Source organism: Streptomyces genisteinicus (genome assembly GCF_014489615.1).
GTDB classification, from domain to species: Bacteria; Actinomycetota; Actinomycetes; order Streptomycetales; family Streptomycetaceae; genus Streptomyces; species Streptomyces genisteinicus.
Genome location: NZ_CP060825.1, coordinates 949,849 through 962,881, shown reverse-complemented (window position 1 = coordinate 962,881; position 13,033 = coordinate 949,849). Strand labels below are relative to the sequence as shown.

Annotated in this window: 11 protein-coding genes; 7 read left to right on the top strand and 4 right to left on the bottom strand. The window is 74.6% G+C overall.

Annotated elements, in window-relative coordinates:
* Positions 1 to 287 precede the first annotated feature (287 nt).
* The gene (locus tag IAG43_RS04235; protein ID WP_187739417.1) at positions 288 to 1,796 is read left to right on the top strand and encodes a glutamate-cysteine ligase family protein; all 1,509 of its coding nucleotides are present in this window, start codon (positions 288 to 290) and stop codon (positions 1,794 to 1,796) included.
* Between the two features lie 46 nt (positions 1,797 to 1,842).
* On the opposite strand, the gene IAG43_RS04230 is transcribed toward IAG43_RS04235, so the two are convergent.
* Entirely contained in the window at positions 1,843 to 3,639 is a 1,797-nt protein-coding gene (locus IAG43_RS04230) for a substrate-binding domain-containing protein (RefSeq protein WP_187739416.1), read from the bottom strand.
* Positions 3,640 to 3,833: 194 nt separating this feature from the next.
* On the opposite strand from IAG43_RS04230, the gene IAG43_RS04225 reads away from it, so the two are divergent.
* Positions 3,834 to 4,613, top strand: coding sequence for a CPBP family intramembrane glutamic endopeptidase (locus IAG43_RS04225; RefSeq protein WP_187739415.1), 780 nt, complete (start codon positions 3,834 to 3,836; stop codon positions 4,611 to 4,613).
* Positions 4,614 to 4,722: 109 nt separating this feature from the next.
* Here the strand turns inward: IAG43_RS04225 and IAG43_RS04220 are convergent, their stop codons facing one another.
* Positions 4,723 to 5,541 (bottom strand): PhzF family phenazine biosynthesis protein, encoded by an 819-nt coding sequence (locus tag IAG43_RS04220; protein WP_187739414.1) that lies wholly within the window; start codon positions 5,539 to 5,541, stop codon positions 4,723 to 4,725.
* 156 nt (positions 5,542 to 5,697) lie between these two features.
* Between IAG43_RS04220 and IAG43_RS35095 the strand changes: the two genes are divergently transcribed.
* The 3 genes from IAG43_RS35095 (at position 5,698) to IAG43_RS04205 (ending at position 8,414) form a co-directional block, all read left to right on the top strand.
* On the top strand, positions 5,698 to 6,321 hold the full coding sequence (locus IAG43_RS35095) for a PadR family transcriptional regulator (protein WP_187739413.1): 624 nt from the start codon (positions 5,698 to 5,700) through the stop codon (positions 6,319 to 6,321).
* 469 nt (positions 6,322 to 6,790) lie between these two features.
* Entirely contained in the window at positions 6,791 to 7,327 is a 537-nt protein-coding gene (locus IAG43_RS04210) for a Clp protease N-terminal domain-containing protein (protein WP_187744288.1), read from the top strand.
* A 31-nt stretch (positions 7,328 to 7,358) separates the two neighbouring features.
* On the top strand, positions 7,359 to 8,414 hold the full coding sequence (locus tag IAG43_RS04205) for an EamA family transporter (protein ID WP_187739412.1): 1,056 nt from the start codon (positions 7,359 to 7,361) through the stop codon (positions 8,412 to 8,414).
* Positions 8,415 to 8,712: 298 nt separating this feature from the next.
* On the opposite strand, the gene IAG43_RS04200 is transcribed toward IAG43_RS04205, so the two are convergent.
* On the bottom strand, positions 8,713 to 9,393 hold the full coding sequence (locus IAG43_RS04200; protein ID WP_187739411.1) for a pyridoxamine 5'-phosphate oxidase family protein: 681 nt from the start codon (positions 9,391 to 9,393) through the stop codon (positions 8,713 to 8,715).
* Between the two features lie 35 nt (positions 9,394 to 9,428).
* On the opposite strand from IAG43_RS04200, the gene IAG43_RS04195 reads away from it, so the two are divergent.
* Positions 9,429 to 10,760 (top strand): aminotransferase class I/II-fold pyridoxal phosphate-dependent enzyme, encoded by a 1,332-nt coding sequence (locus IAG43_RS04195; protein WP_187739410.1) that lies wholly within the window; start codon positions 9,429 to 9,431, stop codon positions 10,758 to 10,760.
* Between the two features lie 48 nt (positions 10,761 to 10,808).
* On the opposite strand, the gene IAG43_RS04190 is transcribed toward IAG43_RS04195, so the two are convergent.
* Positions 10,809 to 11,894: a DMT family transporter gene (locus IAG43_RS04190; protein ID WP_187739409.1), complete on the bottom strand. Its 1,086-nt coding sequence runs from the start codon at positions 11,892 to 11,894 to the stop codon at positions 10,809 to 10,811.
* Between the two features lie 73 nt (positions 11,895 to 11,967).
* On the opposite strand from IAG43_RS04190, the gene IAG43_RS04185 reads away from it, so the two are divergent.
* Positions 11,968 to 12,870, top strand: a complete 903-nt coding sequence (locus IAG43_RS04185; RefSeq protein WP_187739408.1) for a LysR family transcriptional regulator — start codon at positions 11,968 to 11,970, stop codon at positions 12,868 to 12,870.
* The last annotated feature ends 163 nt before the right edge of the window (positions 12,871 to 13,033 follow it).

The following is a 13,033-nucleotide window of genomic DNA, read 5'->3' as shown; positions in this document are numbered from 1 at the left end:
TTCCTTACCGGGGCAGTTGCGTCGCGATCCGTGCATGGCCTGCGGTTTTCCAGGCGGCGCGGTAGGCCGAAATCCGTCCGTGTTATACGCCACGCACACACGGTGAAAATGACCCCGGCGTCTCCCGCTGGAATGTGCCGCTGGAATGTGCCTGCCGGGGGCTGACTCCAGCCTATCCGCACCGGACCTGCTCCGGGGACGTTACGGATCAAAGAGTCTGGGCATTATCGTCCGTGAAACGAGCGGCCCACGCCGCGTGGGACGCCCAGCCGAGGAGGGACGCTTCGATGGGGGAGAAGGCCGTGGCGGGCGGATTCGGTCTGTCCGATCGTCAGCGGTACAGGCACAAGCTGCAGCAGTGCCTGGAGGGACTTGCGAGGCTGCTGGCGGAGAAGAGGTTCGACAGGCCACGTAATCTCATGGGCCTGGAGATCGAGTTGAATCTCGCGGGAGCCGACGGCATGCCGAGGATGGTGAATGCGGAAGTGCTCTCGCGCATCGCGAGCAGTGATTTCCAGACGGAGCTCGGAATGTTCAATCTGGAAGTGAACATCGCTCCGCACCGGCTCGACGGACACGTTCTCGATCAGCTGGCCGAGGAGTTGCGGACCGGCCTCGGATATGCCGAACGCAAGGCGTCCGAGGCGGACTCGGGGATCGTGATGATCGGAATCCTCCCGACCCTCGGAGAAGGGGACCTGGTTTCCGCGAACCTCTCCGACGCCGACCGCTACACCCTCCTCAACGACCAGATCGTCGCCGCCCGCGGCGAGGACTTCACCCTCGACATATCGGGGGTCGAGACGCTCAGCTCCACCTCCTCGTCGATCGCCCCCGAATCCGCCTGCACCTCCGTCCAGTTGCATCTCCAGGTGACGCCCTCCCGCTTCGCCGACGTCTGGAACGCGGCGCAGGCGGTGGCCGCCGTCCAGGTCGCCGTCGGCGCCAACTCGCCCTTCCTGTTCGGCAAGGAGCTGTGGCGCGAGTCCCGGCCGCCGCTGTTCGAGCAGGCCACCGACACCCGGCCGCCCGAGCTGCGGGCGCAGGGCGTGCGCCCGAGGACCTGGTTCGGCGAGCGGTGGGTGGACTCGGCGTACGACCTCTTCGAGGAGAACCTGCGCTACTTCCCGCCGCTGCTGCCCATGCACAACGACGAGGACCCGCTGCGGGTGCTCGACGAGGGCGGGGTGCCCGGGCTGCATGAGCTCGTCCTGCACAACGGGACGATCTACCGGTGGAACCGCCCGGTCTACGAGGTGGTCGACGGGGTGCCCCATCTGCGCGTGGAGAACCGGGTGCTGCCCGCCGGGCCCACGGTGGCGGACGTGATCGCCAACGCGGCCTTCTACTACGGACTGGTGCGCGCGCTCGCCGAGGACGCCCGCCCCGTGTGGTCCCGGCTGCCCTTCGAGGCGGCCCACCGGAACTTCGACACGGCCTGCCGGTACGGCATCGACGCCGAGCTGGAGTGGCCGCGTCCGGGACGCGGCGGGATCACCACGGTGCCCGTCGTCACACTGGTCCGCGACGAACTGCTGCCGCTCGCCGCGGCCGGCCTCGACGCGTGGAACATCGAACCGGCCGACCGTGACCTGTACCTCGGGATCATCGAGGAGCGCTGCCGCCGCAGGGTCAACGGCGCCTCCTGGCAGGCGGACACCTTCCACCGGGCCCTGGAGGCGGGCCTGGCGCGCGACGCCGCCCTCGCGGCCACGACGCGGCGCTACAGCGAACTGATGCGTGAGGGCCGTCCGGTGCACACCTGGGAGGTGGGCTTCCCCGGTACGGGCGGGTGACCGCGCCGGCGGCGTGCGCGCGGTCGGGGCCGAGGGGCCGGGGCCGTCACTCCTGCGGTGCGCGGCTCTTCTGTCCCACGGTCATGATCGCCTTCAGGATGACCGCCTCGATCTCCGCGGGGTCGCTGACCTGGTAGGCGGCGCCGCCGGTGGCGTCGGCGATCTCCACGAGTTCGTCGAGATCGGCGTCGGGGCCGATCGCGATCGCGATCAGCGGTACGGGGGCGTTCGGGTCGTCCAGCTTCTCCAGCTCGGCGATGAGGGCGCTGCGCGAGATGCTGAGCCGGTCCTGGTTGGAGCCGTCGGTGAGCACGACGAGAGCGTTGAACTTGTCCTTCACATAGCCGTCCTGCGCCTGCCGGAACACCGCCAGCGTCGTGTCGTACAGCCCCGTCGCGCCGTTGGGCACCGCCGCCAGGTCATCGAACGCCCGGGTGAGCCGGGCGCGCTGGGAGCCGGACGCGCCGACGGGGCCCAGCGGGTCGGTCGGCACCAGCTCGCGGTAGTCCCGGCTGCCGTCGAGACCGGTGGCGAACTCCCAGAGGCCGATCTCGTCCTCGGGCGTGAAGTTCGCCAGCGCCTGCCGCAGGGTCTCCCGTGTGACGTCGATCCGGGACTGCATGCCCCGGCCGGGCACGGGGGTCTGCATGGAGCCCGAGACGTCGACGACGGTGGTGAGACGGGCGCTCTGCACGGTGATCGTCCACATGCCGAGGGTCTGCTGGAGGACGTCCGAGGGCAGGGCGCCCGACGTGTCGCCGCGGTCGGCGAACGGCTGGGGCGCGCGGCCGCCGGCGGCGGCGACGAGTGCCTCGGGGACCTCCTGGTCCGGGGCCCGGAATCCGGCGGCGGTGAGGGCCCGGCGGGAGGCGGGCTCCGCGAGCAGGGCCATGAAGCGGGTGGCCGCCCGGCTCTCGTCGGTGCTGAGCGAGGTCTCGTCGACGAGCTCGTAGGGGAAGTCCAGCGCGGGCGACGCGTCGGACGGGTAGAAGAGGCGGAGATCCGGTATGTCCTGACCGGCGCCCTTGTTGTACGCGAAGGCCGCCTGCTCCGACAGGAAGACCGCCTGGTTGCGCGCCGGGTCGCCGGCCGCCTCGCCGGACTCGGCCCGTGCCAGCGTCGCGGCCGCCGCGGTGTCGGTGTCCGCGACCCGCTGGGAGAGGGCCTTCGCGGCGGCCGCCACGGCGGTGTCCGACCCGCTGCCGGAACCCCGCGCCGAGCCGGCCACGGCGGTGAGGGCGAGCAGCCCGGTGGCGCTGCGCGCGGGGTCGCCGGACCCGAGGCGCAGCCGCTCCGACGAGGTGGCGGCGGAGCTGAGCTCCGCCCAGGTGTACGTCCTGTCCGGCCAGCCGAGCCCCTCCCCGGCCTCGGCGACGGCGGCGAACGTCACGGGCGAGAGCGCGATGTTGCCCGCGGGGGTCAGCGGGACGCCGTCGCCGGTGGTCTGCACGCGGTCGGCCCAGACCGCGGAGTCCGGCAGCCACACCTCGTAGTCCGGGCTGTTGGACCCGGTGGCCAGCAGCTCCGCGACCTCGTGGTTGTGCCGCGCCACGACGCGCACGTCCATGCACTGCCCGTCGGAGCGGACGCCCCCGGCGCGGGCCCGGTCGGCCGCCGCGCGCACGACAGGCGCGATGTCGGGGGAGGCCGCGAGGTCGATGCGCACCGCATCGTCGGCACAGGAGTCCGGGAAGGACAGCAGACCGGTCCGGACGGCCGCGCCGGTGCCCGCCGCGACCGCCAGCACCAGGGAGGCGGCGACGGCCACCGTGCGGCGGCGCACCCGGGGACGGGACCTGGTGTCGTCCGTCGTGGCGGCGTCGGGCAAGCTGTGACGTCCCATGCGGTGGTGCTCCTCCTCGTGCGATGTGCGAGGGACCGAGGAGCGAGAAAGGGACTCGCGCCGTCGCGACGACGTGAGTCCCCGGCCTGTCGCACGCGATCTTCGCACCTGTTTTCGAGACCCTAGCGGGGCGTGGACGGGGATGAGAGCCGAATACCGAAGTGGAGGCAGGTGTGCAGGCAGAGGCCGGAGGAGTGGCTGGATCTCTTCCCCAGGAGGGGCTGTCACGGCGGACCTTGCGGTCCGAGACACTGCTCGTACTGGCGCTGTCCCTCGGGGCGAGCGCCCTCTCGGCCCTGATCAGCTTCATCGGGTCGGTGACGAGACCGGGCGGTCTCGCGGACCAGGCGGCGACGCTGAACGGTTCGCACGCGCCGGGGCGGCCATGGCTCGATCTCGCCTGGCAGCTCTTCGGCATCGCCAGCGCGCTGGTGCCGGTGGCGCTCGTCGCCCATCTGCTGACCAGGGAGCGGGCGGGGCTCGGCATGATCGGCTTCGACCTGCGCCGGCCGTGGTCCGACCTCGGCCGCGGCACTCTCGTCGCCGCCGGCATCGGCAGCGCCGGGCTGGCGTTCTACCTCGTGGTACGGGCGGCGGGGTTCAACCTCACGGTGGTGCCGGAGAACCTGCCGGACGTGTGGTGGAAGTACCCGGTGCTCATCCTCTCCGCCGTGCAGAACTCCGTGGTGGAGGAGGTGATCGTGGTCGGTTACCTGCTGCGAAGGCTGGACCAGCTGGGCTGGTCGCCGATGGCGGCCCTCGCGGCGAGCTCGGTGCTGCGCGGTTCCTACCACCTCTACCAGGGCATCGGCGGGTTCGTCGGCAACATGGTGATGGGCGTCGTCTTCGTGCTGCTCTACCGGCGCTGGGGCCGCGTCGGCCCGCTGGTGGCGGCGCACGCGCTGCTCGACATCGTGGCCTTCGTGGGCTACGGGCTGCTGGCGGGCAAGGTGGGCTGGCTGCCCACGCCGTAGCGGCGGACCGCAGCGGCGGAGCGGGATCGGGGGCGTACGGGAGGTGCCGTACGCCCCCGCGGTGTGTCCGGGGCCCGCGGGGGTCGGTGCGTCCGGGCCCGCGGGGCCCTCAGGGGGAGGCCAGCAGCTCGCCGTCGATCACGGTGACGGCACGGCCGGTGAGCAGGGTGCGCTCCCCGCGCACCTCGGTGCGGACCAGTCCGCCGCGCGCGGACGCCTGGAATCCGGTCAGCGCGCTCCGCCCGAGCCGCGCGGACCAGAAGGGCGCGAGGGCGGTGTGGGCGCTGCCGGTGACCGGGTCCTCGTCGATGCCGACCCGGGGGAAGAAGCAGCGGGAGACGTAGTCGTACGGGGCCCCGGGGTCCTCGGCGGGCGCCGTGGCGATGATGCCGCGTTCCGAGTGGGCGGCCAGCGCCGCCGTGTCGGGCCGCAGGGCGCGCACCGTGCGTTCGTCGGCGAGCTCGACCAGCAGGTCGCCGATGTGCCGTCCGGTGTCGAGCGCGGCGAGGACCGGTGCGCCGAGGGCGGCGGCGAGGGCGTCCGGCACGGCGGCGGGGGTCAGCGGCGACGTGGGGAAGTCGAGCGTGATGCCGTCGTCGTGGGCGGTCGCGGCGAGGATCCCGCAGCGTGCGGCGAAGCGCACCGTTCCGGCGGCCGCGGCGGTGGTGTGCAGCACGTGGGCGGTGGCGAGGGTGGCGTGCCCGCACATGTCGACCTCGGTCGCCGGGGTGAACCAGCGCAGGGCCCAGTCGGCGTCGCCGCCGGGCGGCAGCGGGTGGGCGAAGGCCGTCTCCGACAGGTTCACCTCGGCGGCGACCCGCTGGAGCCACGCGTCGTCGGGGAAGCCCGCGGAGTCGAGCAGCAGGACGCCGGCGGGATTGCCGGCGAAGGGGCGGTCGGTGAAGGCGTCGACGATTCGGATGCGCATGGGCCGGACGCTAGCGGGTCGCCGGGCGAGCGGGCCAAGGCCAATCCGCGACGGATGGACCGGGAGGGCCCGGTCATCCGGTCGGACCTTGCCGTCCGATCGGTTCCGATATATCGTTGACGCATCGCGACTGGTCAATGATGGAAGGAGTGCGCGATGCGTTCACCAGGACAGGAATTCGGCAGGGGCCGTGAGGCCGGTCAGGGTCGTGGCCACTGCGGTCCCGGACATCACGGGCGGGGCGAATGGGAGAGCCGGCGTGCCGCGTTCGGGCCGTTCGGACCGCCGTTCGGCGGGCCCTTCGGCGGTGGCGGCCGCGGACGCGGCGGCGGCCGGGGGAGGGCGCGGCGCGGCGATGTACGGGCCTCGATCCTCGCCCTCCTGAAGGACCGGCCGATGCACGGCTACGAGATGATCCAGGAGATCGGCGAGCGCAGCGGCGGCGCGTGGCGGCCCAGCCCGGGCTCGGTCTATCCGACCCTCCAGATGCTGGAGGACGAGGGGCTGATCGTCAGCGCCAGCGAGGGCGGCAAGAAGCTGTTCACGCTCACCGACACGGGCCGCACCGAGGCGGAGTCCGGCCCGGAGGCCCCGTGGGAGGAGGCCGGCCGCGGCGTCGACTGGGAGACGGTCAACGAGGTGCGGCAGGCCGGGTTCGGTCTGATGGAGGCCTTCGGACAGGTCTGGAAGACCGGCAGTGCCGAGCAGCGCCAGAAGGCGGTCGCCGTCATCAACGAGGCGCGCAAGAAGCTGTATCTGATCCTCGCCGACGAGGACTGACGTCCGCGGGCGGCGCCCGGCGCAGGTGCCGGGGTGCGAGAGCACCTGTCGGGGCGCTCGGACGCGCCCGGGCAGGCTGCCCGGCACCGCAGCGCGGCGGTTGCCGGGCCCCGTGCGGCGAGGCCCGTCGGCACGGCGTCGCGGCGGGTGGCTGTGCCGCCTGCGCGGACCCCGGCGTACGGCCGGCGCGCGCAGGGCGGTCCGCGGCGTCGCCGGCCCCTGGGCCTGATCGCGCCCGGCGGACGGTTCGGCCGCGCCCGGCCGGGACTCCCGCGGGGTGCGCTGCGGTGCGTATGGGGGCTTCCACCCACGGCCGTTGCGGTGAGCATGGGGGCTTCCACCCACGGCCCCGTACGCCGTGTCATCCGCAAGGAGGAGACGCCCGCGACCGGTGCCCACCCTGCGTCGGATGCGCAGATGCTCCCTCGCGAGGACGCTTCGGCACCGATCGCCTGATGGGGTGGGATACGTGCACCACTCCTCCCCGCGCGTACCGCGCCAGCCCGCTCCCGGCCCCGCCGGGACCGGCGCCGGGCTCACCGACGAGCTCGGCGCCGTGGTCGCGGGCGCGCGCCGCCGGGCGCTGCGCGACGGGGACCCCCAGATCGACACCGCCCACCTGCTCCACTCCCTCCTCGAGGCCGACCCCGAGGTGCGCGACGCGGTCGGCGACGGGCCGCAGGTGGCCCGCGTGCTCGGCTACCTCGTGCAGCGCAGCATCGGGTACGGCCTGCGCTGGCAGGGATCGGTGGAGGACTCCGGCGCCCTCCGGGTGATCGGCCGCGGCGAGACCGGATGGTCGCCCTCGGTCTCCGGGGCCATGCGCGGAGCAATGGTCAGAGCCGGGCTGCGGGGCGAGCCGCACGCCCGGTGCCTCGACGTCCTCGCCTGCATCGCCGCCGACCCGGACTGCCGGGCCGTGGAAGTGCTGCGCCGGGCGGGCGTCGACGCCGCCGGGGTGGTCGCGCGCATCGCGGAAGCGTCTCGACATGCGTCACCCAGGTGACGCTCCTGTCCGGCGCTGACATCATGTCCCGATGCACGCGTCTTCGGGAAGAAGCGCCGGACTGGGGCTCGCCCTGGTGTCGGCGCTCGCATTCGGTGGGTCGGGGGTGGCGGCCAAGCCGCTGATCGAGGCGGGCCTGGATCCGCTGCACGTGGTGTGGCTCCGCGTCGCCGGCGCCGCGCTCGTGATGCTTCCCGTCGCCTGGCGCCACCGGGACCTCGTGCGCCGCAGGCCCGCCCTGCTCGCGGGCTTCGGCCTGCTCGCCGTCGCCGGTGTCCAGGCGTGCTACTTCGCCGCGATCTCCCGCATCCCCGTCGGCGTCGCGCTGCTGGTCGAGTACCTGGCTCCCGCGCTCGTCCTCGGCTGGGTCCGGTTCGTGCAGCGCCGACCGGTCACCCGCGCCGCGGCGCTCGGTGTCGTCCTCGCGGTCGCCGGACTCGCCTGCGTCGTCGAGGTCTGGGCCGGCCTCCGCTTCGACGCGCTCGGGCTGCTGCTCGCCCTGGGCGCCGCGTGCTGCCAGGTGGGCTACTTCGTCCTCTCCGACCAGGGCGCCGGGGGCCGTGACGCGCCCCATCCGCTGGGTGTGATCGCCTACGGGCTCCTCGTCGGCACCGCCGTGCTCACCCTCGTCGCACGCCCCTGGACCATGGACTGGCCGCTGCTCGCCGAGAGCGCCGCGATGGACGGCACCGAGGTGCCCGCCGCCCTGCTCATCGCCTGGATCGTGCTGATCGCCACGGTGGCCGCGTACGTCACCGGCGTCGTCTCGGTCCGCCGGCTCTCGCCGCAGGTCGCCGGTGTGGTGGCGTGCCTGGAGGCGGTCGTGGCGACGGCGCTCGCCTGGGTGCTCCTCGGCGAGCACCTCTCGGCACCCCAGATCCTCGGCGGGGCCGTCGTGCTCGTGGGGGCGTTCATCGCCCAGTCCCAGGCGCCGAAGCCGCCGGCCGGGCCCGTCGCGGGCGGCGCCGAGGCCGCGGTGGCCTCGGTGGCCGCGGGGAGCGGCGCCCCGTCGCCGGCCGGCGGCGCGCGGATCGCCGACGGCGCCCAGGCGCGGGTGGCCGAGGACGGCGGCGGCGCGCGGGTCTGAACGCTTCCGCGCCCGTGGGCCGCTCCGGTGGAGCCCGGCGGGCGGGTCGTCCGCGGGGCGGCTCTGCCGGCCGCGCCGAGCCGCCGCCGAGGCGCGTGGAGTCGCGGGACGGACGAAGGCGGCCGTGGCCGCCTGGCAAGGGGCCGCGCGGGCGCCGGGGTGACCGGTGCCCGCGCGGCCCGGCGCCCGGTGCCGCCGGAGGTCGCGGCGGTGGACCTTCCGGCGGGCTGCTCCGGCGGGGCGTGACCGCCCGCCGGGGGCGTCAGGCGCGGGGCGGCATGCGCCCGCCGGCGGCGGGTCAGGCGCGGGCGGCCAGGTAGTCGGGGAGGGCGACGGAGTCCGCGAGATCGGCGGACGGGACGGGGGCGCCGTAGGTGCGGGACACCGGGACGACACCGGCCCAGTGGGGGAGTCCCATGTCCTCCGGCTCGTCGTTGGGTCCGCCGGTGCGGGCCTTCGCGGAGGCCTCGGCCAGGTCGACCCTGATCACCGCGGTGGCCGCCAGCTCCCTGGCGTTGGCGGGCCGGGAGTCGGCGGAGCGGCCCGCCACCACCTGGTCGACGATCGCGTCGAGCGCCAGGTTCTTCTCCTCGGGATCGGTCACCTGCCGGGCGGTGCCGTGGACCACGACGGAGCGGTAGTTGATGGAGTGGTGGAAGGCCGAGCGGGCGAGCACCAGCCCGTCGACGTGGGTGACCGTGAGGCAGACGGGCAGGCCGGGGTCGCTCTCGCCGGTCGCGCGCAGCGGCCGGGAGCCGGTCGAGCCGTGGACGTAGAGCGCCTCGCCGACCCGCGCGTACAGCGTCGGCAGGACGACGGGGGCGCCGTCGCGGACGAAGCCGAGATGGCAGAGGTAGCTCTCGTCGAGTATCGCGTGCACCGCCTCCCGGTCGTACGAGGCGCGTTGACGGGCACGGGTCGGCACCGTGCGCTCCGTCGGTCCGTAGGCGGCGGTGTCCGGCCGGGCGGTGTCGGTCATGGCGAACTCCATTGCACTAGTGCATAATATTGTTTGTGCTAGGAGAGTATCGGATCGTAGGGCGGCGCGCATCGGAGATCGCCGCGAGCATCGAGCGCGCGGTCGGGGACGGCGGGCTCGATCCGGGGCAGCTCCTGCCCCCCATGCGGGAGTTGGCCGCAGAGCTCGGCGTCAACCCGAACACCGTCGCCGCCGCCTACCGCACCCTGCGGGAGCGCGGGGTGATCGAGACGGCGGGCCGCAGGGGCAGCCGGGTGCGCCCGCGGCCGGCCACCACCCCGCGCAACGCCATCCGCGTCGAGGCGCCGCCGGGCGTGCGCGATCTCGGCGCGGGCAATCCCGACACGGCCCTGCTGCCGTCCCTGCGCGAGGTGTTCGCGGCCGCGGCGGCCCGGCACGACGAGGCCCCCGTCCTCTACGGGCAGGGGCAGCTCGTCCCGGAGTTCGCGCGCCTGGCCAGGGCGGCTCTCGACGCGGACGGGGTGCCCGCAGGGCCGCTCGCCGTCGCCTCGGGCGCCCTCGACGCGATCGAGCGGGTGCTCGCGGCGCATCTGCGGGCCGGGGACCGGGTGGCCGTGGAGGACCCCGGCTGGGGCAGCCTGCTGGACCTGGTCACCGCGCTCGGCTTCACGGCCGTGCCCATGGGGCTCGACGACGAGGGCCCCCTGCCCGCGGACCTGGAGCGCGCCCTGGCCGGCGGCGCCCGCGCCGTGGTGGTCACGGACCGCGCCCAGAACCCGACCGGAGCCGCCGTCACCGCCGCGCGTGCCGCCGCCCTGCGGGAGGTCCTGGGCCGCCACCCGGACACCCTCCTCGTGGAGGACGACCACGGGCACGCGATCGTGGCGCAGGAGCTCCACGCACTCGGGGGCACGACCGCCCACTGGGCGTTCGTGCGCTCGACGGCCAAGGCGTACGGGCCCGATCTCCGGCTGGCCGTGGTCACCGGGGACCGGGTGACGGTCGACCGGGTGCTCGGACGGCTGGGGCTCGGGCCGGGCTGGGTCAGCCACATCCTCCAGCACGCCGTCGCCGGCCTCTGGCGGTCGGGGGCGGTGGACCCGGCGGAGGTCGCCCGCGCCTACGGAGTCCGGCGGCAGGCGCTCGTGGACGCGCTCGCCCGCCGGGGAGTGGCGTCGCACGGCCGCAGCGGGATGAACGTCTGGATCCCCGTCGCCGACGAGACCGGTGTCGTCACCCGGCTGCTGCGCGCCGGCTGGGCCGTCGCGCCCGGGGCGCGGTTCCGTCTGGCGGCGCCGCCCGGCGTCCGTGTCACCGTCTCCGGCCTCACGGCGCGGGACATCGAACCGCTCGCCTCGGCCGTGGCGGAGGCATGCGGACCCGTGACCCCGCGCACCTACGGCTGACGGTGCGGTGGGGACGGGGGCCGCCCGGCCCCCGTCCCCACCGCACCGTCAGCGCGCGGCGCCGCAGGGCGTGGCGGCTCCGGCCGCCGCCCCGGGGGCAGCCGGTTCCGCGGTGCGGAGGGCGGCGGCCGGGCGGAGCCCGGACGGGGCCGCGACCGGGACGGTCCGGCCGGTGCGCGCGGCGGCGCGGCTCTGCGTCAGGAAGGCGCCCACCAGCACGATCAGCGCCCCGACCGGTGTGTTCCAGGCCAGCGGCTCGGACAGCACGGCGACGCCCGCGGCCGTGGCGATCACGGGGATGAAGTAGGTGACCATCTGCCCGGTCGTCGGGCCGACCTCGGCGACCAGTCCGTACTGGATGAGCAGGGCCAGCCCCGTTCCGAGGGTGCCGAGGGCCACCACGGCCAGCAGCGGCACCAGCGGGAACGACGTGGGGAACGTGGTGAACAGCGGGGTCACCACGGCGAGCTGGAGCGTCGCGATCCCCAGCTGGGCGCCGGTCAGCGACAGGTGCGAGTGGCCGGAGCCCGCCAGGGTGCGGCGGACGTAGATCCAGCCGATCGGATAGCTGAGCGAGGCGAGCAGCGCCATCGCCGTGCCCCGGACGTCGAGCCCGGAGAATCCCTGCCACGCGCCGAGGACGGTCAGCACACCGAGGAATCCGATGCCGAGCCCCGCGACCCTGCGGCGCGTGGGCCGGTCCTCCGAGAGCGCGACGAGGGACAGCGCCATGCCCCACAGGGGAGAGGTGGCGTTGCAGATGCCGGCGAGGGTCGAGGGGATCGTCAGCTCGGCGTAGGCGAAGAGGGAGAAGGGCAGCGCGTTCAGCAGGAACGCGGCGACCGTGAGGTGGCCCCAGGTGCGCAGGCCCCGGGGGAGCCGCTCGCGCCGTACGCCCATCGCGACCGCCAGCACCGCCGTCCCGAACAGCAGCCTGCCGAAGGTGACCTGGAACGGTGCGTACGCCTCGGTCCCCACCTTGATCAGCAGGAAGCTGAAGCCCCAGACGAGCGACAGCAGGGCGAAGCGCAGACGCCAGTCGAAGGTGCGCCGGCGGGGAGCCCCGGAGGGCGGGGGCGAGGAGAGGTCGGAGGTGCGGCCGGAGGCGGGTCCGGCGGTGGCTGCGGCGGTCATGGGACCACCATCGCGCCTTCCACGTCGTAGAACAAGTGAGAAAAGAAGGACCCGTTCGCGTAGCATCGCTTACATGTTGAACCTGGAGCGCCTGCGGACCCTCGACGCCCTCGCCCGGCACGGCTCGGTGAGCGCCGCCGCGGAGGGCCTGCACGTCACCACGTCGGCGGTCTCCCAGCAGATGGCCAAACTGGAGCGTGAGGTCGGCCAGCAGCTGCTCGCCAGGAACGGCCGGGGGGTCCGCCTGACCGACGCCGGGCGCCTCCTCGCCGACCATGCCGCCCGCATCCTGTCCCAGGTCGAGCTCGCCCAGTCGGACATCGAGGCGCAGCGCGGCCGGGTCGTCGGCGAGGTGCGGCTGGGGGCGTTCCCCACGGCGGCGCGCGGCCTCTTCCCCGGAACGGTGGCCGCGCTGCGCGCGGGCCATCCCGAACTGCGGGTCAGCACCCGGGAGATGGAACCCGAGTCGGGGATCCGCGCGGTGATCAGGGGCGATCTCGATCTCGCGGTCGTCCTGGACTGGAGCAACCGGCGGCTGCCCGTGCCCGCCGGTCTCGCGCAGGCCCAGCTGCTCGACGACGTCACCGACGTCGCGATGCCCGCGGGCCACCCGCTCGCCGGCCGTGACGAGGTCGACCTGGGGGAGTTCGCGGACGACGACTGGGTGTCGTGGCCCGACGGGGAGTTCTGCCACGACTGGCTGGTCTTCACCCTGCGCTCCCAGGGCGTGGAGCCGAGGATCCCGCACATGGCGGGGGAGCACCACACCCAACTGGCCCTGATCGCGGCCGGTCTGGGCGTCTGCGTGGCGCCCCGGCTCGGCCGCGGGCCGGTGCCCGAGGGGGTGGTGCTGGTGCCCGTGCGGCAGATGATGCGGCGGCACGTCTACGCGGTGTGGCGCACGGACGCCGACCGCAGGCCCTCCATCCGGGCCGCCGTGGCAGCCCTGCGCACGGTGGCCGCCGGGCCGGCCTGATCCCGGACCCCTGGCGGCGGGGAGGTGCGGCCGTCCGGGGCGCGGCCGACCGACGCGCCCCGGACGGGTCACCGGCCGGGCCGGGGCGCGCGCACCGCGCGCCGCCCCGCCCCGGCCGTCCGCGTGATCGCGGTCCGCCGCCCGGCGCCTGACCCCGAGCGCC